The sequence below is a fragment of the Streptococcus sp. FSL K6-1323 genome (genome assembly GCF_038630745.1).
Taxonomy (GTDB): Bacteria; Bacillota; Bacilli; order Lactobacillales; family Streptococcaceae; genus Streptococcus; species Streptococcus salivarius_D.
The window spans coordinates 972,690-997,553 of record NZ_CP152039.1 but is presented as its reverse complement, the minus strand read 5'-3'; the positions used below and the strand labels follow the sequence as shown (position 1 = coordinate 997,553).

The 24,864-nt window shown below is 39.3% G+C and carries 25 protein-coding genes; 3 read left to right on the top strand and 22 right to left on the bottom strand.

The features are described from left to right. Positions 1 to 66 precede the first annotated feature (66 nt). From queF to NST80_RS04365, 11 genes are all read right to left on the bottom strand, one after another. Positions 67 to 558: a preQ(1) synthase gene (queF, locus tag NST80_RS04415; protein ID WP_003097375.1), complete on the bottom strand. Its 492-nt coding sequence runs from the start codon at positions 556 to 558 to the stop codon at positions 67 to 69. Between the two features lie 122 nt (positions 559 to 680). Continuing rightward, positions 681 to 1,397, bottom strand: a complete 717-nt coding sequence (queE, locus tag NST80_RS04410) for a 7-carboxy-7-deazaguanine synthase QueE (RefSeq protein WP_022496683.1) — start codon at positions 1,395 to 1,397, stop codon at positions 681 to 683. Then, positions 1,390 to 1,833, bottom strand: coding sequence for a 6-carboxytetrahydropterin synthase QueD (gene queD / locus NST80_RS04405; protein WP_022496684.1), 444 nt, complete (start codon positions 1,831 to 1,833; stop codon positions 1,390 to 1,392). Before queD ends, queE begins: the two co-directional genes overlap by 8 nt. Further along, complete coding sequence (gene queC, locus NST80_RS04400; RefSeq protein WP_004182407.1) at positions 1,833 to 2,486, bottom strand: 7-cyano-7-deazaguanine synthase QueC; 654 nt, start codon at positions 2,484 to 2,486, stop codon at positions 1,833 to 1,835. The genes queD and queC overlap by 1 nt, the downstream gene beginning before the upstream one ends. A 176-nt stretch (positions 2,487 to 2,662) precedes the next feature. After that, on the bottom strand, positions 2,663 to 3,043 hold the full coding sequence (locus NST80_RS04395) for a RidA family protein (protein ID WP_002891112.1): 381 nt from the start codon (positions 3,041 to 3,043) through the stop codon (positions 2,663 to 2,665). A 353-nt stretch (positions 3,044 to 3,396) separates the two neighbouring features. After that, positions 3,397 to 4,596, bottom strand: a complete 1,200-nt coding sequence (locus NST80_RS04390; protein WP_002891113.1) for an MFS transporter — start codon at positions 4,594 to 4,596, stop codon at positions 3,397 to 3,399. A 110-nt stretch (positions 4,597 to 4,706) separates the two neighbouring features. Further along, on the bottom strand, positions 4,707 to 5,114 hold the full coding sequence (locus NST80_RS04385; RefSeq protein ID WP_342504649.1) for a hypothetical protein: 408 nt from the start codon (positions 5,112 to 5,114) through the stop codon (positions 4,707 to 4,709). Positions 5,115 to 5,140: 26 nt separating this feature from the next. Further along, positions 5,141 to 6,487 carry an asparagine--tRNA ligase gene (asnS, locus tag NST80_RS04380; protein WP_073689031.1) on the bottom strand — a complete coding sequence of 449 codons (1,347 nt, stop codon included), beginning with the start codon at positions 6,485 to 6,487 and terminating at the stop codon, positions 5,141 to 5,143. Positions 6,488 to 6,523: 36 nt separating this feature from the next. Continuing rightward, positions 6,524 to 7,705, bottom strand: coding sequence for a pyridoxal phosphate-dependent aminotransferase (locus NST80_RS04375; RefSeq protein ID WP_013990479.1), 1,182 nt, complete (start codon positions 7,703 to 7,705; stop codon positions 6,524 to 6,526). A gap of 4 nt (positions 7,706 to 7,709) precedes the next feature. Continuing rightward, entirely contained in the window at positions 7,710 to 8,192 is a 483-nt protein-coding gene (locus NST80_RS04370; protein WP_214256695.1) for a DUF5590 domain-containing protein, read from the bottom strand. 156 nt (positions 8,193 to 8,348) lie between these two features. After that, positions 8,349 to 10,835 carry a bifunctional DnaQ family exonuclease/ATP-dependent helicase gene (locus tag NST80_RS04365; protein WP_342504648.1) on the bottom strand — a complete coding sequence of 829 codons (2,487 nt, stop codon included), beginning with the start codon at positions 10,833 to 10,835 and terminating at the stop codon, positions 8,349 to 8,351. Between the two features lie 95 nt (positions 10,836 to 10,930). Between NST80_RS04365 and NST80_RS04360 the strand changes: the two genes are divergently transcribed. Then, positions 10,931 to 11,566 (top strand): MBL fold metallo-hydrolase, encoded by a 636-nt coding sequence (locus tag NST80_RS04360; RefSeq protein WP_045768638.1) that lies wholly within the window; start codon positions 10,931 to 10,933, stop codon positions 11,564 to 11,566. A gap of 107 nt (positions 11,567 to 11,673) precedes the next feature. Here the strand turns inward: NST80_RS04360 and NST80_RS04355 are convergent, their stop codons facing one another. The 8 genes from NST80_RS04355 to NST80_RS04320 form a co-directional block, all read right to left on the bottom strand. Then, a complete protein-coding gene (locus NST80_RS04355) occupies positions 11,674 to 12,630 on the bottom strand; it encodes an ABC transporter permease (RefSeq protein ID WP_004182401.1) in 957 nt (318 codons plus the stop codon). A 1-nt stretch (position 12,631) separates the two neighbouring features. After that, complete coding sequence (locus NST80_RS04350; RefSeq protein ID WP_045768637.1) at positions 12,632 to 13,699, bottom strand: ABC transporter permease; 1,068 nt, start codon at positions 13,697 to 13,699, stop codon at positions 12,632 to 12,634. Further along, positions 13,692 to 15,230 (bottom strand): ABC transporter ATP-binding protein, encoded by a 1,539-nt coding sequence (locus tag NST80_RS04345; protein ID WP_045001677.1) that lies wholly within the window; start codon positions 15,228 to 15,230, stop codon positions 13,692 to 13,694. The genes NST80_RS04350 and NST80_RS04345 overlap by 8 nt, the downstream gene beginning before the upstream one ends. 119 nt (positions 15,231 to 15,349) lie before the next feature. Continuing rightward, the gene (locus NST80_RS04340; RefSeq protein WP_282098142.1) at positions 15,350 to 16,414 is read right to left on the bottom strand and encodes a BMP family protein; all 1,065 of its coding nucleotides are present in this window, start codon (positions 16,412 to 16,414) and stop codon (positions 15,350 to 15,352) included. A gap of 67 nt (positions 16,415 to 16,481) precedes the next feature. Continuing rightward, entirely contained in the window at positions 16,482 to 16,880 is a 399-nt protein-coding gene (locus NST80_RS04335; RefSeq protein ID WP_118171859.1) for a cytidine deaminase, read from the bottom strand. After that, positions 16,867 to 17,529: a deoxyribose-phosphate aldolase gene (gene deoC / locus NST80_RS04330; protein ID WP_022496692.1), complete on the bottom strand. Its 663-nt coding sequence runs from the start codon at positions 17,527 to 17,529 to the stop codon at positions 16,867 to 16,869. Before deoC ends, NST80_RS04335 begins: the two co-directional genes overlap by 14 nt. Positions 17,530 to 17,562: 33 nt before the next feature. Beyond that, entirely contained in the window at positions 17,563 to 18,840 is a 1,278-nt protein-coding gene (locus NST80_RS04325) for a pyrimidine-nucleoside phosphorylase (RefSeq protein ID WP_342504647.1), read from the bottom strand. Then, positions 18,837 to 19,427 carry a class I SAM-dependent methyltransferase gene (locus tag NST80_RS04320; protein WP_014633038.1) on the bottom strand — a complete coding sequence of 197 codons (591 nt, stop codon included), beginning with the start codon at positions 19,425 to 19,427 and terminating at the stop codon, positions 18,837 to 18,839. Before NST80_RS04320 ends, NST80_RS04325 begins: the two co-directional genes overlap by 4 nt. 112 nt (positions 19,428 to 19,539) lie before the next feature. Here NST80_RS04320 and coaA point away from each other — a divergent pair, with 112 nt between their 5' ends. Both coaA and rpsT read left to right on the top strand, forming a co-directional pair. Beyond that, entirely contained in the window at positions 19,540 to 20,460 is a 921-nt protein-coding gene (gene coaA, locus NST80_RS04315; protein ID WP_022496694.1) for a type I pantothenate kinase, read from the top strand. Positions 20,461 to 20,529: 69 nt separating this feature from the next. Beyond that, positions 20,530 to 20,766 carry a 30S ribosomal protein S20 gene (gene rpsT, locus NST80_RS04310; RefSeq protein WP_004182129.1) on the top strand — a complete coding sequence of 79 codons (237 nt, stop codon included), beginning with the start codon at positions 20,530 to 20,532 and terminating at the stop codon, positions 20,764 to 20,766. 77 nt (positions 20,767 to 20,843) lie between these two features. On the opposite strand, the gene NST80_RS04305 is transcribed toward rpsT, so the two are convergent. The 3 genes from NST80_RS04305 to NST80_RS04295 all read right to left on the bottom strand — a co-directional run bounded on the left by NST80_RS04305 (position 20,844) and on the right by NST80_RS04295 (position 24,792). Beyond that, a complete protein-coding gene (locus tag NST80_RS04305; protein WP_118171861.1) occupies positions 20,844 to 22,259 on the bottom strand; it encodes a HAMP domain-containing sensor histidine kinase in 1,416 nt (471 codons plus the stop codon). After that, positions 22,249 to 22,923 (bottom strand): response regulator transcription factor, encoded by a 675-nt coding sequence (locus NST80_RS04300; RefSeq protein ID WP_002891134.1) that lies wholly within the window; start codon positions 22,921 to 22,923, stop codon positions 22,249 to 22,251. The genes NST80_RS04305 and NST80_RS04300 overlap by 11 nt, the downstream gene beginning before the upstream one ends. A 198-nt stretch (positions 22,924 to 23,121) precedes the next feature. Continuing rightward, positions 23,122 to 24,792, bottom strand: coding sequence for a formate--tetrahydrofolate ligase (locus NST80_RS04295; RefSeq protein ID WP_118171862.1), 1,671 nt, complete (start codon positions 24,790 to 24,792; stop codon positions 23,122 to 23,124). Between the last annotated feature and the right edge of the window lie 72 nt (positions 24,793 to 24,864).

The following is a 24,864-nucleotide window of genomic DNA, read 5'->3' as shown; positions in this document are numbered from 1 at the left end:
TAGGGCTTAAAGGCAAGTGTTTAAACAAAAAAAGCCCTCTATTTGTATAAGGACTTTAGCATGATATTAACGATTATCAATATTTTCTGGGTAAAGATCGTGATTAAAAAGACGTTGCTCTGCCATCTTTTCATACTTAGTTTCTGGACGGCCATAATTATAATAAGGGTCAATAGAAATACCACCACGAGGTGTAAATTTACCCCAAACTTCTAAGTAACGGGGGTTCAAAAGCTCCACCAAATCTTTACCAATGGTATTAATACAGTTTTCATGGAAATCTCCGTGATTACGGTAACTAAAGAGGTAAAGCTTTAGAGATTTAGACTCAACGCAGAGCTGGTCTGGAATATAAGAAATATAGATACTTGCAAAATCAGGTTGGCCAGTAATAGGACAAAGTGACGTAAATTCTGGACAGTTGAATTTGATAAAGTAATCATTATCAGTGTGACGATTATCAAAAGACTCCAAGACTTGTGGAGAGTATTCAAAAATATAAGGTGTCTCCTTATTACCAAGGAGAGTGAGGTTTTTCATTTCTTCTTGTTGTGACATTTTTCTTCCTTCGTTATTAATTTTTCTAGACCTTTACATAGTCGATTTTTAATCTTAATTTCTAATCTTAATCATCAAAAAAGTCAAAATACTATCAATTCTAATCTTATAGACTGTGAAGATTAGACACCACGCTCATTATCATAGAGTAGGGTATGAAGCTGAGGGAGGACACGCACATTGCCCCACGAATTATCAGCAGCTACAGTCTCCCATAGTTCTTTTAGGCGATTTAATTGATGTTGGACAATATTACCCTCTGCTTTAGGTTCAGGATTACCAGCTGAAAGAAACATGACATCTGGCTGATAACGTTCCTGAATCATTTTAGCAAAGGCTAAATCTGTATCATCGAAAACAGGAACCTTGAAGGTAACTTTATCAGGATCAAGCTGAGAAACAATAAAGTCAAGGGTTTCCATATTGACTTCCATCTTGGATGATGGCGGTTTAGGACTTAAGGTTACTTGGTCAATTTCCTTTAGCCACTCCTGCCAGCGAGAACCCTGTGTTTCAACGGCCAGGGTTACGCCTCTTGCCTTGAGTTTTGAAACGAGTTCAGCCATATTAGCCGCTAGCAGAGCTGGGTTTCCTCCAGATAGAGTAACATAGTCGTAAGTTCCTAGCGCATCCAAAGCTTTAATGACTTCGTCAGCTGTCATACGAGTTGGCTTTTCTGAACCATCCCAAGTGAAGGCAGAATCACACCAATCACAGTGGTAATCACATCCTGCTGTCCTTACAAACATGGTTTTTTGACCAATTGCTCGCCCTTCCCCTTGAAAGGTTGGTCCAAAAATTTCAAGCACTGGTAGTTTGAGTACACGTTCTCTAGTCATCCAACCACTCCCGTCTAAACTCTGCAAAGGCTGTTGGTGTTTCATAAAGGCGTACATATTCCAAACGAAGTCCTCTCTCCTCTGGCAGATGTTGACTCGTCATCTGGAAAATCCAGAAAACCATATTTTCCGCAGTTGTGTTCATATAAGGCAGAGTCTCATTGAGATAACGGTGATCCAGATGAGGTTCCAAATGATCCTTGTAAATGCTCTTAAGGTCACCAAAATCATAGGTCATGCCACGCTCATCCAAGTAACCACTCACTGCTATTTGAAGATGGTAGGTATGACCATGAAGCGATTTGCATTTGCCTTCATAATGAAAAAGATGGTGGGCAGCATCAAAAGTAAACTCTTTAGAAACCATTGTACGGTGAGAATTGTAAACCAAAGACTCACCTGTTTCTTTTTTGATTTCTTTCGGTGCAAAGAACATTAAGCTTCTCCTCTTTCTGCTAGATATTTTTCAAGTCCTTTTTGACGCAAATGGCAGGCAGGACATTCCCCACAACCAGTCCCAATAATACCGTTATAACAAGTCAGCGTTTTTTCACGAACGTAGTCGAAAGCTCCAAGTTGATCAGCCAAAGCCCAAGTCTCAGCCTTATCTAACCACATGAGAGGAGTTTGGATAACGAAATCATAGGCCATGGCAAGATTAAGTGTAACATTAAGCGATTTGACAAAAACATCACGACAGTCTGGATAACCGGAAAAGTCTGTCTCACAAACTCCCGTAACAATGTCAGTGATACCACGTTGCTTAGCCAGAACAGCTGCAAAAGAAAGGAAAAGATGATTACGCCCGTCCACAAAAGTATTAGGAACTTCACCTTCTTCTGCCTCAATCTCAATATCAGATGTTAAAGCATTTTCAGTAATTTGACCAAGCAAAGACATGTCCAAAACATGGTGTTTAAGCCCTTGCTCTTGCGCAATCTCTTTAGCGACTTCAATTTCCAAGCTATGACGTTGGCCATAAGCAAAAGTAACTAATTCAACTGTTTCATAATGTTTTAGAGCCCAAAATAGGCAAGTAGTAGAATCTTGACCGCCACTAAAGACGACCAAAGCTGATTGACGTTTCATAATATTCCTCTTTATTCGTGATGTTTGAGACACATAAAAAGGCCCCTTGAGGGAGCCAAAAAAAAACGCCAGTAATGGTTTTTTTTAGCGATGGTGTCTCCCAAACATCGAAAATGATTTATCTTTAATAGTTTATCATAGTTGAGAAAAAAAGAAAAGAGCCAAAGCTCCCTTCCTTAATCAATCTCAGCAATAACTTCGATTTCAATTTTAACATCTTTTGGCAAGCGTGCCACTTCTACTGCAGAACGTGCTGGAAAATCAGATGTAAAGGCAGTTGCATACACTTCGTTAAATGGAACGAAATCGTTAATGTCACTTAGGAAGCAAGTTGTTTTGACAACGTGGTCAAAGTCTGTACCAGCTTCTGCCAAAATAGCCCCAACATTTTTAAGAACTTGTTCTGTTTGTTCTTGAATTGTTTCGCCAATGATTTCACCTGTTTCTGGTGACAATGGTACTTGACCAGAAGCGAACAAAAGATTGCCAACGATTTTACCTTGAACATAAGGTCCGATTGCTGCTGGTGCTTTATCAGTATGAATAGTTTTTGCCATGATAGTTCTCCTTTGACTAATATGTTGCTATTATAACAAAATATTCTGAAAATTGAAACATATAATTCCAAAAAGAAAAGAATCAGCACTAGGCTAATCCTTCTCCAACTATTTCAGATACTTTTTGACATAGCTATAGTAGTCTGGTTTTTCTTTTTTATTAAGTGCAAAGAGCATTTGACCTAAAGATTTCACACGACTCGATTCTTATTGTAAAGGATGTGCCTACTTTACCACAATTTTTAAAGATAAAAAAACTCTCCCTGCACAGCAGAGAGAGTTCGTTCGGATTTTGTTAAGCAAGATGCTATTATCCAATTTAAACTTATGTAGACTAATAAAAGTCTAGAATATTAATCCATCTTTGTCCCTTTATTTATTATCTTGCCCATTTTCCCCAATCCAATCAGTAAGAGAGGGAAAGAGAATAGCGTTACAAGGCCCAGGATGATAAAGACTACTACAAATCCATAACTATCGATGAACCAACCCGTCAGTGGGAAGATGACAATCATGGATAGACTAAACATCATCGAATTGATGCTCAGCATGGTTGCCCGTACACTGGATGGTAAATAGCCTTGTAAATCATTGTAGTAAATGGGTTGATAAACCGCATAAAGTGCATTGGTCAAGAGATAAACACTTAGATAGGCGAATGGAGTTCTCAACCATACCAACAGCAAGGCCAACCCTGTCAGCGCAACCAGAATTGGAAAGACTTGATTGCTATTCCATTTTTTCCCGATTTGACTAGCTAGATAAACAGCTAGAAGATTTAAGAGACTACCAACAAGCATGATGAGCGATACTTGCCAACTGGCTAGGTCACTGATTTTCTGTTGGTAGTAAAAATAAAACATACACATGATGGTTCCTAGCAGTTGATAGGTGAGCATCCAGTAAAATAAGACCGGTTTCTCCTGCCATTCTTGTTTCACCACCACCAATATCCGTTTTAAGGTTAAGCGATCTCTTTCATCACTCTTAGTTTCTGGCTCCTTCATCAGAAAAATCAAGAGAATGGAAACTAATGAAAGGCCAATCGCAATATGATAGGTCAAGGCCAAGGCTCCGTGAACAAAGAAACCAGCAACAACTGTACCTAGAGTTCGGGTGACTTCTGCCACACCAGACAAAAAGCTAGAAATCTGAAGATAGCGGTCCTTTTGACCTGCTTCAACTGCTGAATCATATAAGAAAGCCGTACTGGTCCCCGAGTCAAAATTGTAAGACCAAGCATTGACCATCATGGCAATCGCATAGATCCAAAAATTTCCCTGACCAAGTAAGATCAAGACAGAGGATCCAATACTGGCCAAGCGAGCCAAATAGAGATTGGTCTTGTAGCTAAACCGATCGGCCAACATACCTGATGGAATCTCACACAAGAGACTTGTCCCATGAAAGATACTTTCTAGTAAACCGATTTGAAGTAAGGAAAGACCATTCTGAATGAAAAATAAAATCCAAAAACTGGTGATTCCAAAATAAGATGTGAATTCCAGTCCTGCTAGAAGTGGAATATTGCCTTTGTAAGTTCTTTTAAACATCGTTTTCTCACTTTCAATATGTAATTTGATTGTTTCTAAAAGACTTACTTAGAGTTGCCTACATTTTCCTCACCCTCCTTAATTTAAAGTAAAAACGCCAGTTGGCGTTTTTATTTCAGATACTTTTTGACATAGCTATAGTAGTCTGGTTTTTCTTTTTTATTAAGTGCAAAGAGCATTTGGCCCTTAATGGGTTCTTTCTCATCATTTGGTTGTAGAAAAAGAGCAACCTCTTTGGATTTAGTTGGGAAAAATACTGTATAAGACGTTTCTTTTCCCTGATCTTTTACTTTTAGCGAATAATAGGTAAAGTCATCTTTAGACTTGGGACCATCCACTGTATAGTTATAATCCTGCTCACCAATCTTGACCTTATCTTTCTTGAAAACAATCGTATAATCCTTCTTTAAGGCATCTTGTGCATGCCATTCACCCTCTAGTGAGGGAGCAGAATTGCTGCAAGCTACCATTGAAACCATACAAAGTAAGGCCAAAAGACCAAGTAACCATCTTTTCATACTTTTGCACTCCTAAAGAATTTTACTTATGGTTTGATACGGTGCAACATACGTGGGAATGGAATAGCTTCACGGATGTGTTTTGTTCCAGCTACGAAAGTAACCATACGTTCAATACCGATACCAAAACCACCGTGTGGTACTGAACCATATTTACGAAGGTCAAGGTAGAATTCGTATTCTGAACGGTCCATTCCGAGTTCATCCATTTTAGCTACAAGAGCATCGTAGTCATCTTCACGCATTGAACCACCGATGATTTCACCATAACCTTCTGGAGCCAAAAGGTCTGCACAAAGAACGCGCTCAGGATTACCAGGAACTGGTTTCATGTAGAAGGCCTTGAAGCTTGCTGGATAATTAACAACGAATGTTGGAACACCAAAATAGTTAGAAATCCAAGTTTCGTGTGGTGAACCAAAGTCATCTCCATGTTCGAGGTGCTCGTAATCAGTATCTTCATCATTTTCATGTGCTTGAAGAAGATCGATAGCTTCATCATATGACACGCGCTTGAATGGCTCAGCAATGTATTTCTTAAGAAGATCTACATCACGTTCAAGGATTTCAAGAGCTTGTGGCGCACGATCAATAACACCTTGAATAAGCGCTTTAACATAAGCTTCTTGCAAGTCAAGTGACTCATCATGTGTCAGGAATGAATACTCAGCATCCATCATCCAGAACTCAGTCAAGTGACGACGTGTTTTTGATTTTTCAGCACGGAAAACAGGACCAAAGTCAAAGACACGACCAAGAGCCATTGCACCAGCTTCAAGGTAAAGCTGACCAGATTGGCTTAGGTAAGCAGGAGTACCAAAGTAATCTGTTTCAAACAATTCTGTTGAATCTTCAGCAGCATTTCCTGACAAAATTGGACTATCAAATTTGATGAAACCATTTTTATCAAAGAATTCGTATGTTGCGTAAATAATCGCATTACGAATTTGTTGGACAGCCATTTGTTTACGTGAACGCAACCAAAGGTGACGATTATCCATCAAGAAGTCAGTTCCGTGTTCTTTTGGTGTGATTGGGTAATCATGTGATTCACCGATGACTTCTACTGCTGTCACATCCAACTCGTAACCAAATTTTGAACGTTCGTCTTCTTTAACCACACCAGTCACATAAACTGATGTTTCTTGGCTAAGGCGTTTAACAGTATCAAATTTTTCAGTACCTTCTTCTTCACCATATTTTTCGATGAAGTTAGGCTTGAAAGCCACAGCTTGGAAGAAGGCAGTCCCGTCACGCAATTGAAGAAAGGCCAATTTTCCTTTACCTGATTTGTTAGCTACCCATGCACCGATAGTGATTTCCTCACCCACATGTTTAGGCACATCAATAATTGAAACTAATTGTTTAGACATGTAATTACTTCTCTTTTCTTTTAATCTATATTAATTCTATTTTTCCATAAAGGCTTTGATTCGGCGGACTGCTTCTTTCAAAGTATCCAAGTCTGTTGCATAGCTAAGACGAATATTTTCAGGTGCGCCGAATCCTGCACCTGTTACCAAAGCCACTTCAGCCTCTTCAAGAATAGCGTTTGTAAAATCATTAACATTTGTGTAGCCTTTGATTTCCATCGCTTTTTTAACATTAGGGAAGAGGTAAAAGGCACCTTGAGGTTTGATGACTTCAAAACCAGGCACTTCAGCTAGGAGTGGATAAATCGTATTCAAACGTTCCTCAAAGGCCTGACGCATTTCTTCGATAGAAGACTGATCACCTGTTAAGGCTTCAATAGCAGCATATTGAGAAACTGCTGTAAGATTTGATGTCGTTTGACTGATAATCTTAGCCATACCTGAAATAATTTCTGGATCTCCGACAGCAAAACCAACACGCCAACCTGTCATAGCATAGGTCTTGGAAACGCCATTAATCACGATTGTTTGCTTACGAATGGCATCTGAAAGACTTGAAATTGGAGTAAAGGTGTTGCCATTATAGACCAAACGGCCATAGATATCATCTGCTAAAATCAAGATATCGTGCTCAACCGCCCAGTCACCGATTGCTTGCAATTCTTCCTTACTATAAATCATTCCTGTTGGATTTGATGGAGAATTAAGCAAGACAACTTTGGTTTTTTCAGTACGGGCCGCTTCAAGTTGTTCAACCGTTGCTTTAAAGTGATTAGCTTCAGTCGTTTGGAAAGTGACCGGAACACCCTCAACCATTTTAACTTGGTCTACATAAGAAACCCAGCAGGGTGTTGGAATAATGACTTCATCACCAGGATTGATGACCGTAGCAAAGAAAGCATATAAGATAAACTTCGCACCAGTGCCGACAACAACCTCATTTGGTTTTACAGCATAGCCATAGAAGTTTTCCATGTAAGTGCTAATCGCATCCTTAAGTTCTGGAAGTCCAGAAGCTACGGTATAGAAACTTGCCTTACCATTTTCAATAGAGGCAATGGCAGCATCTTGAATGTTCTTAGGTGTTACAAAATCTGGTTCACCAAGTGTCAAACTCAAGATATCACGTCCTTGAGCTTTAAGAGCTTTAGCACGCGCACTGGCAGCTAAAGTAACACTTTCTTCCATTTGTAATACACGATTTGATAATTTTGTCATTTCATTATAGTCCTTCCACTTTAATAACCTGACCTGAGATAAAATCAACCAGATAATACTGGGTTCCTGACTTCACTTCCCAAATAGGAGTTTTGCCATATTTTCCTAGGTGGACATAGGATATATCCTTTGCACCATAGGCTTTAGCAGCTTTCTTAGCCACTGACTTACTTATACCATCAGATTGCTTGAAGATATCAACCTCACCTGAATCATGACTCACGATAACAGCCAGTTTCTCACCTTGACCAGACTTTCCAAGAAGTCCGTAATAGGTTGCCTCACCATGGTAGATATCAAATTCAGTAACAGTCTTAATATCTGCTTTGCTCTCTGCTATGGCAATAACCTTCTTTTCAGCGTCTACATAAGGCTTAGTCGCTACAATAAGAATAGCAGTCAAAGAGGCAATTAAGGTCACAACGATTACAATTATTCCAAAAATGAACTGTTGCTTTTTGGTCCAGGGTGAACGTTGTTTACGCATAATGCCTCCTAAAAAAGTTTCTGAATTTATTATATCAGAAAATGATAAATCTTTACATAGCAATATAGCTAGTATTGAGCAATAAGTCTATCTTTTTTATAAGTCAGTAAAATTCATAAAGCCTGAGTAATCTTAGAAAAGGTTTCTTTTAAAAAGTTAACTTTCTTTTTCTAAGAAATCCTGAATATCCTCTTTGACTTCTTCGAACTTAGCGTGCTTAAGCGCAACTTCTTGTGTCACTTCTTTTAGAAATAGTTTTCCATAACTCTTAACGAGCGGGCGATTATCCATAAGAAGAATAGCCGAGCGCTGTTCTGGACGTCTCTGAGCACGCCCAATAGCTTGTTTAAAACGTAAAACCGTCATGGGAAGACTGTAACTATCAAATGTGCTCTTTCCTTGCTTAGAAAACCAAGATTCAATCTTTTGATAGAATGGATCCTTAGGATTGTCAAACGGCAGACGTGCAATAACCTCAATTACCCTATCTTGTTGGGCAAAGTCCACACCTTCCCAGAACGCCCCCATACCCAGAAGGAGATTGGTCTCACCTCTATCAAAACGTTTTTTGACATTAAAAGCAGTCCCATTTTTCTCTTGAGTTAGGTGACGAACTTCCCTATGATCCAATAAATCTGAAACAGCCATCATACTCTTTCGAGACGTGAATAGTACTAAAATTGGATATTCCATTTCAGATAGCTTCTGGAGACGCTTTGCAAGAGCAACTTCATACTCTTCCTCAGAAGCAATACCAATCATAGGCATACTTTGATCAATCCAAATAGCTTGATTGGGTAAAGTGTCCATTGGGAGGCTAACCTTGCGTACCTGTTTTAAGCCCAACAAATCAGCCACATCAACATCAGGTCCTACATCAATAGTTGCTGAAACAATTATCACTTTTTGAGCACTTGGTAGATAAGCTGAAAGCTCTAAGAGCTCTTGACGTGACGCCTTTAAATAGGTCACCCGATGTTCCTGATAATAGTCTGTTTCAAGCCAGAAATGACTGTAAAGAGGTGTCTTAAGTGGAGACAACATCTCCATCAAATCACTTTCACCTTCCAGTTCAGAAATGGTTTGTAGCAAACGTTCTAATTGCTGGCGATTATACTGCTTCTGAGGAAATTGTTGATGTTCTTGGATTAGATGGCTAACTTCAAACTGCAAATTTTCGAGCAAGCGTTGTTGAAGCAGGGTTTGACTACCACTATCAAGAATTCGATGAATATGTTGCAAAAGGACCGTAAGATTGACTTGATGACGTGAAAATTGTTCCAAAGCCAGAACCATCTTTTGTCCCTCATCAATCACAAGAGTCTTTCCTCGAACAAAATCATGATCATCTTCCATACGTCTCAAAAGATAAGCATGATTGGTCACAACTACCCTTGCTTCTTGGGCTTTTTGATAGGACTGTTGCCAGAAATCATATTCAGTAAAAAGACTGTCAGCTTTTAGCTTACCATCGTGCTTAATCTCATCGAAATAAGCCATATAGCGCTGCTTTTGTCTGATTTCGTCAAGATCCCCTGTCTCTGTTTCAGTCAACCAAACCAAGAGTTGCATTTTGTAACGATTAATCAAACGGTTACTATCCTGACGAAGTAAGGTCTGGTAGAATGCATCTAATTTGATATAATTCTGAGGTCCTTTGAGACTATGAAAGTTAATATTAAAGACATCCGATAAGGCTTTAGCTTCCTGATTCATAATCTGATTTTGAAGGAGCTTGGTCGGAACAGCCACCACCACTTTATCTACATCAGACTGTGCCAACAAGGGAAGCAAATAGCCATAGGTTTTCCCGATTCCAGTCTGAGCCTGAATCATGGAAATATCAGTATTATCAAGCTCCCTTCTAACTGCCTCTGCAAACTCTTTTTGTTTAGGCCGTGATTCCAAATCTAAGAGAGCAATATTGGTATCAAAATCTTGAGATAGTTTTCGTTCAGACTTATAAGTCAAAGGTCTACGAAGAACAATTCCAGATTCTTCAAGCATGACATATTCTTTTGAAAGGCCTAAATTTTGACCTCTTATAGCATCACGAATAACCAACTCAGTCTCAAAAAGAAGATTATCTGAAAAGGTCAAAAGCATCTCAATGGTCTGTCTAGGTAAGCTGGTAATCTTATCCATCAAATGAAACAAAAGCTGTCCGGTCGCTCTCGCATCTTCAATAGCGGTATGGGCCTGAGCTAGGTCAAGATTAAGAACCTTGGATAAATGAGATAGCTTATATTGTTCTAACGTCGGATAAAAGACCTGAGCCAATTCGACAGTATCAACACGAGGAGTCCTTAGTTCGAAGCCCTCCATGAAAAGAGCCTCTGCAAGCAAATTGGCATCAAATTTAACATTATGGGCAACAAAAATACAGTCCTCAATCAGTTCAAAAATGGTTCTAGCAATTTCTGAGAAATCTGGGGCTTGAGCCAACTGCTGATCGGTAATCCCTGTTAAATGAATAATGTGATCATCGAGTTCTTGGTGTGGGTTGACATCACTCGCAAATTCGTCAATCACCTGACCATTTTGCATGATGACAATTCCCACCTGTATAATACTAGCCGTTGACGAAGCGGAGGTTGCTTCCAAGTCAACAATGGCATATTTATTCGTGTTTTTTTCACTCATAGTGACCTTATTATAGCATATCCAAAGCACCAAAAAAAGACAAAGCCATCATTCTGATATTGGAAAAAGCCTTAAATTCGTGCTACACTAGAGCTATGAAAATAAGACGAATTTTAAATCCTGTTGCTCAGGAAAATACCTATATTTTAGAAAACGATACAGCCTGCCTAGTCATTGATCCAGGAAGTGATACTTCTAGTATCTTAGCTGAATTAAAAGCAATCGACAAACCAGTTGCTGCTATCCTTTTGACACATACACACTACGACCATATTATGAGTGTTGAGGCAGTCCGTCAGGCATACAATCATCCTCCTGTTTACGTTGCCGAAGCTGAAAAAGACTGGTTGCTGAATCCTATTGATAATTTATCTGGACTTCCACGTCATGACGATATGGAAGACGTTATTGTCAATCCGGCAGAATACTACTTCGATTTCACTCAGGACTATAACATCGAGGATTTCCAGTTTAAAGTTGTTCCAACCCCAGGACACTCTATTGGAGGTGTTTCTTTTATCTTTGATAAAGAGGAAACTGTATTTTCTGGTGATGCCCTCTTTAAAGAAACAATTGGACGCTGGGACCTTCCAACAGGGAACCACGAACAATTACTCACTAGTATTAAAGAACAACTCTTTACACTTCCTAACCACTACAGAGTCTTCCCAGGTCATGGATGGGACACCACTATTGGTCATGAGAAGGTCTTTAACCCACATTTTTCATAAAAAAACAAAAGCTTGTCGACACCTACTTTAGTAAGCACTGACAAGCTTTTTTTCTCGAATAAAAAAGAAGGCCGATAGACCTTCTTATCTGAAACACTGTAGTGTGTTTATTTAGATTTGATGTAGTTAACACCATCTGCTTTAGGTGCAACGGCTTTACCGAAGAAAGCAGCCAAGACAATAATAGTCAAGATATATGGTGCAATTTGCAAATACACATTTGGTACATGTGAAATGAGTGGGAGCTGTTTTCCAATGATTGCTAATGATTGTGACAATCCAAAGAACAAACTTGAAAGCATAGCCCCGATTGGACTCCAACGACCAAAAATCATAGCAGCCAAGGCGATGAAACCAGGACCTGCAATTGTTGTAACAGCAAAGTTGTTTGAGATTGATTGTGCATAAACTGCACCACCAACACCACCAAGGAAACCTGAAATCATAACGCCATAGTAACGCATACGGTAGACGTTAATCCCAAGTGTATCGGCTGCCTGTGGGTGTTCACCAACTGAACGAAGTCGCAAACCAAAGCGTGTCTTGAAGATAAGCCACCATGATGCTACTGAAACCAAGATGGCAACATATGCTACCAAAGAAACATTAGTGAAGAAAACTTTACCCAAGAATGGAATATGATCCAAGATTGGGAATGATACAGTCTTAAAGTTATGACTGATAGCAGGTGTTTGACCAGCACCATAGATAACACGTGTCAAGAATACTGCCAAAGATGGTGCGATAAGGTTCAAAACTGTACCAGAGACAACATGGTCAGCACGGAAGTTAATTGTCGCAACCGCATGGAGCAATGAATAGAGAACTCCAATCAGACCTGCTACAATCGCAGCAATCCAAGGTGTCGCATTTCCAAAACTTTCTGCAAAAGTCAAGTTAAAGAGAACACCTGCGAAAGCACCAATTACCATAATTCCTTCAAGGCCGACATTTACGATACCGCCTCGTTCAGAGAAAGTTCCACCGATACTTGTAAAAATCAATGGTGCTGAGTATTTCAACATAGAGGCAACGATCAAGGCTATAATTGTAATAAAGTCCATATTAGTTTTGTCCTCCTTTAGCTTTCACTGATTTATGACGAGGGCGAACCCAATATCTAATGATGTAGTTAGCACCAACAAAGAAGATAATCAAGGCTGAAACAACATCAATGATTTCAGGTGGCACGCCAATCATACCACTCTTACCAATAGACAAGACACCATAAAGGAGGGCGGCAAATGGAATACCGATAGGTGAGTTAGACGCTAAAAGCGCAACCGCCATACCGTTCCAACCGATAGCCAATGAAGCGTTTTGAACGAAGACATTTTGGAATGTACCAAGTCCTTCTACTGTTCCTCCAAGACCACATAGAGCACCTGAGATAATCATTGACATGATAATAACACGTTTAGATGACATCCCTGCATACTCTGATGCATGAGGATTAAGACCTACAGATGTAATTTCAAAACCAGTTGTTGTTTTCTTAAGCAAGAACCAAACTAAGAAGGCAGCAGCAAGAGCAAGGAAGAAACCAATATTGAAACGCGAACCACCAGTTATTTGAGATAAGAACTCTGTTTGATAACTAGCTGAGGCTACAACCTTGTTAGATGCTTCTGAAGAACGCAACATATCAGCTGTAAACCCAAAGCGAATAATATTGTTTGCCACATACAAAATGATGTAGTTCATCATGATGGTTACAATGACCTCACTTGTTCCCAAGTAAGCACGGAGAATACCTGGAATAGCCCCAGCGATACCACCTGCAACCAAACCAATAATGACTGTACAGATAACTGAAACCACCTTTGGCAAATCAGGGAATGACAAGGCAAACCATACAGCAGAAACCCATCCTGCCAAGGCCTGTCCTGGCAAACCAACGTTAAAGAAACCTGCCTTAGATGCAACAGCGAATCCAAGTGCAATCAGAATCAGCGGACTCATGGCACGAAGAATTTCACCAATATTTTTCAATGAACCAAAGGCCGTTGTGAAGAGATCGTAGTAAGCCCAGAATGGATCGTAACCGAAGATTAACATCAAAACGGCTCCAATCAACATTCCCAAGAGGACAGCAATTAAAGGAACTGCCCAATTTTGTAATTTTTTAGACATTTGCTTCCTCCTTATTCAATTGTCCACCAGCCATAAGAATACCAAGATCTTGCTTATTCGTTTCAGCAGGATCTAGAATTCCCTGAATTGCGCCATCATAGATAACTGCAATTCTGTCTGACATATCAAGAATTTCATCCAATTCAAAGCTGACAACAATAACAGCCTTACCTTTATCACGTTCAGCGATAATACGTTTACGGATGTACTCAATAGCACCAACGTCAAGACCACGAGTTGGTTGACTTACAATAAGAAGTTCTGGGTCACGGTCAATCTCACGAGCGATAACAGCTTTTTGTTGGTTACCACCTGACAAGTCACCACCAGCAATTAACTCTCCTGCACCACGAACATCAAATTCTTTCATCAATTCACGCGCTTTCGCATTGATGACACTATAGTTCAAGATACCATTCTTAGAATTTGGTTCTTTGTAGTAGGTTTGAAGAGCGATATTTTCAGCAACTGTCATTTCAAGGACCATACCATCACGGTGACGATCTTCAGGAATATGACCAACACTCATTTCAGTAATCTGACGCGTTGTCTTATGAATAATCGATTCACCCTTGATGGTAATATCACCTGACTTAACTTTACGAAGTCCTGTAATCGCTTGGACAAGTTCTGTCTGACCATTGCCATCGATACCGGCAATACCGATGATTTCACCAGCACGAACATCCAATGACAGGTTTTTAACAGCAGGAACTCCACGGTTCTCGTTAACCACCAAATCTTTAATAGAAAGAACAACTTCTTTTGGATTTGAAGGAATTTTATCTGTTTTGAAGGAAACCTGATGGCCAACCATCATTTCAGCCAAGTCAGCATTTGTTGACCCTTCAATCGTTACTGTATCAATTGATTTACCACGTCTAATGACAGTGACACGATCAGATACTGCACGGATTTCATCCAACTTATGGGTAATAAGGATAATTGACTTACCTTCCTTAACCAAGGTCTTCATAATGTTTAGAAGTTCAGTAATTTCAGACGGAGTCAATACCGCAGTCGGTTCATCGAAGATCAAGATATCAGCCCCACGATAGAGAGTCTTAAGGATTTCAACACGTTGTTGAGCACCAACAGAGATATCTGCTACTTTGGCAGTTGGATCTACTGCAAGACCATATCTTTCAGAGAGTTCAGTAATTTCCTTGATAGCCTTCTTCATATCAAGTACTCCACCAGCTTTGGTTACCTCACTACCCAAAATGATATTCTCAGCAACTGTAAAAGCTTCAACCAACATAAAGTGTTGGTGAACCATCCCAATCCCCAGTTTCGTTGCTTTAGATGGTGAATCAATGGTCACCTCTTGTCCTTTAACCTTAATGGTTCCGCTCGTAGGTTGCAAAAGACCTGAAAGCATATTCATTAAAGTCGACTTACCTGCACCATTTTCACCGAGGAGGGCGTGGATTTCTCCTTGTCTCACATCAAGATTGATATGATCATTTGCCACGAATTCACCAAATTTTTTGGTAATATCGTGCATCTCAATGACATTTGGCTTCGTCATACAATCTCCTTTCAGAATAATTTTTATTTCAGCAAAGGGGATCATTAACTGTAACTGCTTCCCTTTGCTGAGACAAAAATTGTCTCAGTTTAAGCTCTATAAAGACTTATGCTTAACGATTATTTGCTAAGACCATCAGTTGGTTTCAATTCACCATTCTTGATTTGTTCTTTAGCTTTTTCTACTGCATCCTTGATATCTGAAGGAAGATTAGACGTTACAATGTCAACACCACCGTCTTTGATACCGTAAGTTTTAGTTTTACCACCTTCAAATTTGTCGCCTTTGACTTGTCCGTTAGCGATATCTTTAACAACTGTACCAACTTGTTTGATTGTTGAAGTCAAAACAAAGTTAGATTTTTTCTTGTCTGAAGATGTGTAATCACCTTCTGCTGTTTGGTCACGGTCAACACCGATTACCCATACTTTCTTATCGCTGTCAGCATCAAGTTTTTCGTTAACATCTTTAGCAGCTGTGAAGACACCAGTACCAGTACCACCAGCAGCTTGGTAGATTACGTCAACGCCTGAAGCGTACATTGTTGAAGCGATTGTTGTACCTTTAGCCGCATCAGAGAATGATTCAGCATATTGAACTTGTACATCGATGTCAGGTTTTACTGACTTGGCACCGGCTGTGAAACCAGCTTCAAAACGTGTAATTGTATCTGATGTTTGACCACCGATGAAACCAACTTTATTTGTTTTTGATTGCATTGCTGCTGCGATACCTGCAAGGTAAGCACCTTCATTATCGGCAAACAAGACACTCTCAACGTTCTTTTGGTCTTTAATAACATCGTCAATGATTACATAGTTAACATCTTCGTGTTCTTTGGCTGCATCTGCAACAGCATCATGAAGGGCAAAACCAACACCAAAGATGAGGTTGTAACCTTGACTTTGTGCTGAAGACATGTTTGTTGCAAAGTCAGACTCTGAACCAGATTGGAAGTAAGTGAAGCCAGAATCTTTTTTAAGATTGTTAGCTTTACCCCACGCTTGGAGTCCTTCCCATGCTGATTGGTTAAATGATTTATCATCTACCCCACCAGTATCTGTAACGATAGCAGCTTTAACTTTTGAATCAGCTGATGATCCGCCGCGTCCGCCACGTGCACATGCTGCAAGACCAAGTGCTGCAACAGCAACAAGGCCAAGACCGATAATTTTCTTGTTCAATTTCATCTTGAACACTCCTCCTATAACTTGCAAGAAAACTTGCTTAATAAAGAATAAAACAACTAGACTATTGTAAGTCCGTAAAAGAGTATGGTAACAACTCTCCGACTGTCATCTCGACTGTCGATTTATCTTCAGCGATAAGAATCACTTTAGAATCAGATTTTAAAAATTCGACCATCACTTGGCGACAAGCACCACACGGTGAGATAGGCTCTTTGGTATCACCGTAAACAGCGAGACACTCAAAATCACGGTGTCCTTCAGATACCGCTTTAAAAATAGCCGTTCTTTCTGCACAATTGGTCAATCCAAAAGAGGCATTTTCTATATTGCAGCCTTGAAAGATTTCTCCATTTTTTGTAATCAAAGCCGCACCAACTCTAAACTTAGAGTAGGGAACATAGGCATTTTCAGCTGCCTCTTGTGCTGCATTTATCACTTGCTCTTTTTCAATAACTGTCATGACTTTCTTGCCCTTTCATTATGGCCACTCCTGACGAAGTACCAATACGGGTTGCACCAGCTCTGATAAAGGCTTGAGCCGCCTCAAGTGTACGTGCTCCACCAGATGCCTTGACTCCCATAGTAGGACCCACAGCTTCTCGCATAAGTTCAATATCTTCAATGGTAGCACCACCAGTAGAAAAACCTGTAGATGTCTTCACAAAATCTGCACCTGCCAGTTTTGCTAATTGGCAAGCTTCGACCTTTTCTTCATCAGTCAATAGACAAGTTTCAATGATAACCTTTACAAGTTTACTTCCACTAGCTTCAACAACAGCTTTAATATCGTCTTCAACTAATTTAAGATTTCTAGATTTAAGAGCACCGATATTGATTACCATATCAATTTCATCCGCCCCATTGGAAATAGCATCCTTGGCTTCAAAAGCCTTAACTGCTGAGGTCGATGCTCCCAAAGGAAAACCAATAACCGTACAAACTTTAACAGAACTATCTTTTAGCAATTCAGCTGCCGTTTTGACCCAAGTTGGATTAACACAGACGCTGGCAAACTCATACTTCTTAGCCTCATCAATTAAGGAAAGAATCTGTTCTTTATTAGCATCAGCTTTTAGTAAGGTATGGTCAATATAGCTATTAACAGACATAAACAAACTCCTTGATTAGAATTAAATTAAGGGTTAGCGAATTATCTTTAATATTTCTGTCGTTTCTTTACATTCACTACCCATAATAACATTTTTTTCGAATTCAGTCAGCATTTTTTCAGATAAAATTTCTTGGCTATAGGCCTTGGCAATAAGGTCTCCTTGAGTCACAGAATCGCCAACTTTCTTTTCAAATACAATTCCTGTTTCATAATTAAGACTATCTGACTTCGTAGCTCGACCTGCTCCTAATTGCATAGCGAATTTTCCAAATGCCATAGCAGGTAGCTCTTTAATGTAACCTGTTTCATGAGCATGAATATCTGTCACGACAGGCGCACTGCTATGACGATAAAGATCGGTCAAATCACCACCTTGAGCTTGGATGAGTTCTTCAAACTTAGCAAGGGCTTGTCCTCCCACTAAGTGCTGACGAATCTCTTCCTGACTAGCTTCAACCTGAGCTAAATCTAATAGAATCTCAGCCAACTCACAGATAAAGTCAGTGATATCTTCACGTCCCTTACCTTGCATAATCTCAATAGCCTCAGTGATTTCTAAACGGTTACCAATAGCTTTACCTAGTGGCTGACTCATATCTGTAATAACTGCAATCGTTTCACGATTGACCTCATGCCCTAGTGCAACCATGCTCTCAGACAACTTCTCAGCGTCAGACATATTTTTCATGAAAGCGCCTTGACCAACAGTAACATCCAGTAAAATCTTATCAGCGCCTGCTGCAATCTTTTTGGACATAACAGAGCTTGCGATTAGAGGAATGGAATCTACTGTTGCAGTGACATCACGCAAGGCATAAAGAAGTTTATCAGCCTTAACCAAATGCTCAGACTGACCAATAAGGGAAATCCCAATGTCTTTAACTTGCCGAATGAACTCTTCCTTGCTACGCTCAACCTGATAACCTTTGATAGACTCTAATTTGTCAATTGTTCCACCTGTGTGTCCGAGACCACGACCACTCATCTTAGCCACTGGAACGCCAAAGCTAGCTACAAGCGGCATCAGAATGATGGTTACCTTATCACCAACGCCTCCGGTCGAATGTTTATCTACCTTAATACCTGGAATTTCTGACAAATCATATTGTTCGCCTGAAGCAACCATATCAGTGGTCAAATCATGGATTTCACGAATAGACATACCTTGATAATAAATCGCCATCGCCAAAGCAGCTATCTGATAGTCTGGTATTTCCCCAGACACATAGCCATTAATGAGATATGAAATTTCCTCTGTGCTTAACTCGCCACCATCTCTTTTCTTTTCAATTAAATCAACTGTTCTCATAATTTCTCACTTCTAAGGATATAATATCCTTTAGCCTTTTTAACGACTTCAGCATTACCAAACACATCCTCCATCTTAGCCTTAGCTGACGGAGCACCTTGTTTTTTCTGAATAACAATAGTTAGGTTACCACCTTGATTGAGATAATCATATGCCTCCTCGATAACTTGATGAACCACTTTCTTGCCCGCACGGATAGGTGGATTAGAAATAATATAGTCAAAACTTCCAGTGACATTTTCATAGATATTTGATTGGAAGATAGTAGCTTCAACCTTATTTCGTTGAGCATTTTGTCTAGCTAAATCAATCGCCCTACTATTGATGTCAATCATAGTGACTTTAACTCCTTGGACCTTGGCTAAACTGATACCGAGAGGACCATAGCCACAACCCACATCTAAAAGCGTTTTGCCAGCTTCCAAATCTAATGCACTCAAAAGCACTTGACTCCCAAAATCAATCATTTTTTTAGAGAAAACCCCAGCATCTGTATAAAACTGAAAACTTTCTCCTAATAAGTTTACCTTTAAATCGTGAATATCGTGAGCCGCATCTGGCGTCTCAGCATAATACATTTTTGACATTGTTTTTTCCTTCTAGATAGTACTTTTTCTCTATCGTATCATAAATAGAAAAGTAAGGCTAGTGAAATGACAAGGCTTACATTCGACCTTTTTTTCTGCTATAATGTTATTTATGTTAAATGAATTTATCAATTTCGAAACGATATCACGCAAGGAATGGCAACGCCTTCATAAAGAGGACAATGCCCCATTGACTGCAGAAGAACTGGATTCCATTCGCAGCCTTAATGATAAGATCGATGTGCAAGAAGTTAGTGACATTTATCTTCCCCTTATCAATCTCATTCGTATCTATCAGAAAACTGCCAACGATCTAACCTTTTCTAAGAGTATCTTTTTACAAAAATCACAGACTAACCGTCCATTTATTATTGGGGTATCTGGTTCAGTTGCTGTTGGCAAATCCACTACCAGTCGTTTGCTTCAACTCTTGTTGCAGCGTACCTTTCCCCAATCTAATGTTGAACTTGTGACAACTGATGGCTTTCTCTATCCTAACCAAACCTTGAAAGAAAAAGGCATCCTTAATCGTAAGGGCTTCCCTGAGTCCTACGATATGCCACTTCTTCTCAACTTTTTAGATACTATAAAAAATGGTGGTGATGTCAATATTCCTGTTTACTCTCATGAAATTTATGATATTGTACCAGGACTTACCCAAGAAATCAGACAGCCCAATTTTCTAATTGTCGAAGGGATTAATGTTTTCCAGAACCCTATTAACCAACGACTTTACATGAGTGACTATTTTGATTTTTCTCTCTACATTGACGCTGAAGTTAATAATATCGAATCCTGGTATCTTGAACGTTTTCAAACCCTTCTTGAGCTTGCCAAAAAAGATGAAAACAACTACTACCATAGTTTTACTAAATTTAGTAAGGATGAAGCTTTATCTTTAGCACAAAAAACCTGGCGTGATATCAATTTGGTTAACCTGGAAAATTATATCGAACCTACACGAAGTCGAGCTGAACTGATTCTTCACAAGGGAGACAATCATAAAATCGACTTCATCCACTTAAAAAAATAGAAAAAGCTTGCCAAGGGGCCTAAAATAACGTATAATGACATAGTTAGATAAATTTTGGAGGTGAAAACATTGGCAAATATTAAATCAGCTATCAAACGCGCTGAACTTAACGTTAAACAAAACGAAAAAAACTCAGCTCAAAAATCAGCTTTGCGTACTGCTATTAAAGCATTCAACGCTAACCCAACTGAAGAAGCTTACCGTGCTGCATCAGCTAGCATCGATAAAGCCGCTTCTAAAGGTTTGATTCATAAAAACAAAGCAAGCCGCGATAAATCACGTCTTGCAGCTAAATTGGCTAACTAATTGAAAGCTCCATTTAGGAGTTTTTTTATTACCTAAAAAACCTGCTAGATTATCGTCTAGCAGGTTTTCTTTATTAATTAAACTCCGGTGATCTTAACTTCAAAAATCGTTCCCTTTGGTTGATTATCTTTAACAACAATTGTTCCTTTAAGGGCTAAAACAATTTGTTGCGCTAGGGATAAGCCAAGTCCAAACCCACCTTTTTGTCTGGTTCTAGCCTTATCTACGCGATAAAATCGATCAAAGATTTTTTTCTTATCACTATCTGATATTCCAGGACCATTATCAGCTACAGAAATATAAAGATGGCGGTCATTAGTGCGGACAGTAAAGGTCACATGTCCATCCTCTTCCGTATATTTGATAGCATTATCAAATAAAATAGTCATTAACTGTTTCAACAGTGTTTTATCAGTATTTATTGGACGACCTACTTGGTTTTGAGCCGTGAAACCTTTCTCATTTTCTTCTGCAATCATGGCATAGTTGGTAAATACTGTATCAAAGAAAGCAGGTTCTAAGGTTTCGATTTCTGGTTTAATACCATCGTCACGACGAGCCAAGTTCAAGAGATTAGTCGTCAAAAGACGCATATTACGTACTTCATCAAGACTTGATGCGATATTCTCAGAATTATCTAAAATGGTGCTCTCAGGTTTTCGGAAAAGAACTTCTAAACGGTTTTGGATAACTGCAAGTGGCGTGCGTAACTCATGACTAGCATTTTCAACAAAAGCCTTCTGCTTCTCCAAGCTTTCCTGGATAGGACGTCTTGACCACTTGGCCAAATACATACTAGCCGCAACAGATAAGAGCCAGAAGAAACTCATCATGATGACAATTAGCTTAACATAACGTTCAGTGGCTTCTTCCAATTGAGTTGTATTAATCGCAATAACAAGGTACTTAGCATCAGGATAGAGACTATTGTCTACTTTCTCAGTAATCAGACGGTACTTTTCTGTTTGATCGAAATAATTCTGAGCACTTCCCTTGCTGATAACATCAATGTTATTTTTATCTATTGGTAAATTGGATAAGCTTGAAAATTTATCAACGACATTGAGGACTTTTCCATTCTTATCAAGCACTAAGACACTGGTGTTTGCCGCAACAGATAAATCGTGAGGGGCATCTTCAATTCTTGATTTCTTCTTAGGTTCTTTTTTAGAGCCACTCGAGTCAGGTGTTTCAGCTGTCGACTCTTTATTATCATAGGCTTGGTAAATGGTTGTCGTATTATTTTGATCCACCTCAGAAGTCAGAAAAAGTTCCCGTTTTAGCATTTCCATTTCTAAATAAGAATTGGTCTTAGCGGCTGCCATTTTAAGACTTGAGTCCACATTGGAATAAACGCCGTAACTCAAAATCTGTAAAATCATGACAGTCATGATAAGGAAAATACCAGAAAAAGTGGCAAAGAAATGAATGAACGACTTAAATCCGTCTGACTTGATTCTCCTAAAGAGATAATTGAAAAATTTAGTCAGCATTCTTCAAAATATACCCCACACTTCTCAAGGTTTGGAGGTTGGCAGCAAAGTCTGTTCCTTTAAGTTTCTTACGAATTTTAGAAACATAAACCTCAACAACTGATACCGTGGTATCACTATCAAATCCCCAAAGACGGTCAAAAATTTGTGACTTAGGCAAAATCACGTTTTGATTTTGTAAGAAGTAAACTAATAAATCAAACTCTTTACCAAGAAGTTCTACTTCTTTATCCCCCACAAAGGTTGAATTTGTAGCAAGATTGACACGAACATCACCAAAAGAAAGTGTGTTTTGGTCAAATTTACCAGATCGTTTCAAAAGTGCTTGAATACGCATCTTCAACTCTTCTAAATAGAAAGGTTTGGTTAGATAGTCATCTGCACCCAGTTCAAAGCCATGACCCTTATCATCTAGACTTTCCTTAGCCGTCATGATAAGTACAGGAGTTGTTACACCTTTTTCACGTAATTCTCTAAGAACCGTGAAACCATCTTTTTCAGGTAACATAAGGTCTAAAAGAATCAAATCATAGACGCCACTTTCAGCTTCGTAAAGGCCTTCATCTCCATCAAAGACTTGCATCACATCAGCAAAGTCATCTAAAAAATCAAAAACTGAGTTCGACAAACTCAAATCATCTTCTACTAGTAGTATTTTAATCATAGTTATCCCCCTTGTTAGGTGTCAAAGATACAAATAACACTTTGACTAAGTTTTATCATTATATCTAAAATAGACGTAATCATCTAGTGCTTTGATCTTCTTTTATTTAGATTTAGTCTACTAAACTTTCCTTAAGTTTTTCATAACTCAAACGAAAAAACAGCACCAATAGGTACTGTTTTATATCGATATTTCTTCTTAGAACAAACCAACAGCTGTTCCGTCTTCAGCTACGTCCATCTTGAGGGCTGCTGGTGCTTTTGGAAGACCAGGCATAGTCATGACGTCACCTGTAAGAGCTACGATAAATCCAGCACCTGTTTTAGGAACAAATTCACGGATAGTGATATCAAAACCTTCTGGTGCTCCAAGTAAGAATTGGTTATCTGAGAAGCTATATTGTGTTTTGGCCATACATACTGGCAATTTATCCCAACCGAATTCTGCAAATTGTTTAAGTTGGTTCTTAGCTTTTTTCTCGAAGACAACTGATTTACCACCATAGATTTCAGTAACAATCTTAGTGATTTTTTCTTCCAAGCTATCATCATCAGAATAAAGACGTTTATAGTTGGCATTACCATTTTCAACAGCATCAACTACTGCGTTGGCAAGGTCAATACCACCATCAGCACCATTAGCCCAAACGCTAGCCAATTCAACAGGAACATCGATTTCTGCACAAAGTTCTTTAAGGGCTGCAATTTCAGCTTCTGTATCAGCAACAAACTCGTTAATAGCAACGACTGCTGGAAGACCAAATTTACGAACGTTTTCCACATGACGTTTCAAGTTTGCGAAGCCATCACGAACGGCCTGAACATTTTCTTCAGAGAGGTCAGTTTTAGCTACCCCACCGTGCATTTTAAGGGCACGAAGTGTCGCAACAATAACAACAGCATCAGGAGTTGTTGGGAGGTTTGGAGTCTTGATATCAAGGAATTTTTCAGCACCAAGGTCAGCACCGAAACCTGCTTCAGTAATCGTATAATCAGCCAAACGAAGAGCTGTAGCTGTAGCTAGAACTGAGTTACATCCGTGAGCGATGTTGGCAAATGGACCACCGTGTACCAAGGCTGGTGTCCCATAAATTGTCTGTACCAAGTTAGGTTTGATCGCATCTTTAAGAATAAGGGTAAGCGCACCTTCAATTTCAAGATCACGTACATAAACTGGTGTACGATCATAACGGTAGGCAACTACAATGTTAGCCAAACGTTCTTTAAGGTCATTAATATCAGTAGCCAAGCAAAGAATCGCCATGATTTCAGACGCAACAGTAATATCAAAACCATCTTCACGTGGAATACCATTAAGTGGTCCGCCAAGACCAACATTTACATGACGAAGCGCACGGTCATTAAGGTCAACCACACGTTTCCAAATGATACGACGTTGGTCAATGCCGAGAGCATTTCCTTGGTGAATATGATTGTCAAGAAGGGCTGACAAAGCATTATTTGCTGTAGTAATAGCGTGCATATCCCCTGTGAAGTGGAGGTTGATATCTTCCATCGGAAGCACTTGAGCGTAACCACCACCTGCAGCACCACCTTTGATTCCCATAACCGGACCAAGAGATGGTTCACGAAGGGCAATCATCGTTTTCTTACCAATTTTGTTAAGAGCGTCTGCAAGACCGATTGACATGGTTGATTTACCTTCACCTGCTGGTGTTGGGTTGATGGCTGTTACCAAAATCAATTTTCCTGGCTTATTGTCTTTGACTGCATTGATTTTATCAAATGACAATTTTGCCTTATATTTTCCGTAGAGTTCCAAATCGTCAAAGCCGATTCCAACTTTTTCAACTACTTCTGTGATTAGTTTTAATTCTACACTTTGAGCAATTTCGATATCTGTTTTCATGAGACACTCCTCTATATTTTTCTAGAATCTATTATATCAGAGTTTGATAAAAAACGCATTATTTTTGGTCAA

Bases quoted from the DNA above. Each gene is read 5' to 3' on its own strand.
- queF (WP_003097375.1), bottom strand. From the start codon at position 558: ATGTCACAACAAGAAGAAATGAAAAACCTCACTCTCCTTGGTAATAAG.
- queE (WP_022496683.1), bottom strand. From the start codon at position 1,397: ATGACTAGAGAACGTGTACTCAAACTACCAGTGCTTGAAATTTTTGGA.
- queD (WP_022496684.1), bottom strand. From the start codon at position 1,833: ATGTTCTTTGCACCGAAAGAAATCAAAAAAGAAACAGGTGAGTCTTTG.
- queC (WP_004182407.1), bottom strand. From the start codon at position 2,486: ATGAAACGTCAATCAGCTTTGGTCGTCTTTAGTGGCGGTCAAGATTCT.
- NST80_RS04395 (WP_002891112.1), bottom strand. From the start codon at position 3,043: ATGGCAAAAACTATTCATACTGATAAAGCACCAGCAGCAATCGGACCT.
- NST80_RS04390 (WP_002891113.1), bottom strand. From the start codon at position 4,596: ATGTTTAAAAGAACTTACAAAGGCAATATTCCACTTCTAGCAGGACTG.
- NST80_RS04385 (WP_342504649.1), bottom strand. From the start codon at position 5,114: ATGAAAAGATGGTTACTTGGTCTTTTGGCCTTACTTTGTATGGTTTCA.
- asnS (WP_073689031.1), bottom strand. From the start codon at position 6,487: ATGTCTAAACAATTAGTTTCAATTATTGATGTGCCTAAACATGTGGGT.
- NST80_RS04375 (WP_013990479.1), bottom strand. From the start codon at position 7,705: ATGACAAAATTATCAAATCGTGTATTACAAATGGAAGAAAGTGTTACT.
- NST80_RS04370 (WP_214256695.1), bottom strand. From the start codon at position 8,192: ATGCGTAAACAACGTTCACCCTGGACCAAAAAGCAACAGTTCATTTTT.
- NST80_RS04365 (WP_342504648.1), bottom strand. From the start codon at position 10,835: ATGAGTGAAAAAAACACGAATAAATATGCCATTGTTGACTTGGAAGCA.
- NST80_RS04360 (WP_045768638.1), top strand. From the start codon at position 10,931: ATGAAAATAAGACGAATTTTAAATCCTGTTGCTCAGGAAAATACCTAT.
- NST80_RS04355 (WP_004182401.1), bottom strand. From the start codon at position 12,630: ATGGACTTTATTACAATTATAGCCTTGATCGTTGCCTCTATGTTGAAA.
- NST80_RS04350 (WP_045768637.1), bottom strand. From the start codon at position 13,699: ATGTCTAAAAAATTACAAAATTGGGCAGTTCCTTTAATTGCTGTCCTC.
- NST80_RS04345 (WP_045001677.1), bottom strand. From the start codon at position 15,230: ATGACGAAGCCAAATGTCATTGAGATGCACGATATTACCAAAAAATTT.
- NST80_RS04335 (WP_118171859.1), bottom strand. From the start codon at position 16,880: ATGACAGTTATTGAAAAAGAGCAAGTGATAAATGCAGCACAAGAGGCA.
- deoC (WP_022496692.1), bottom strand. From the start codon at position 17,529: ATGTCTGTTAATAGCTATATTGACCATACCTTACTAAAAGCTGATGCT.
- NST80_RS04325 (WP_342504647.1), bottom strand. From the start codon at position 18,840: ATGAGAACAGTTGATTTAATTGAAAAGAAAAGAGATGGTGGCGAGTTA.
- NST80_RS04320 (WP_014633038.1), bottom strand. From the start codon at position 19,427: ATGTCAAAAATGTATTATGCTGAGACGCCAGATGCGGCTCACGATATT.
- coaA (WP_022496694.1), top strand. From the start codon at position 19,540: ATGTTAAATGAATTTATCAATTTCGAAACGATATCACGCAAGGAATGG.
- NST80_RS04305 (WP_118171861.1), bottom strand. From the start codon at position 22,259: ATGCTGACTAAATTTTTCAATTATCTCTTTAGGAGAATCAAGTCAGAC.
- NST80_RS04300 (WP_002891134.1), bottom strand. From the start codon at position 22,923: ATGATTAAAATACTACTAGTAGAAGATGATTTGAGTTTGTCGAACTCA.
- NST80_RS04295 (WP_118171862.1), bottom strand. From the start codon at position 24,792: ATGAAAACAGATATCGAAATTGCTCAAAGTGTAGAATTAAAACTAATC.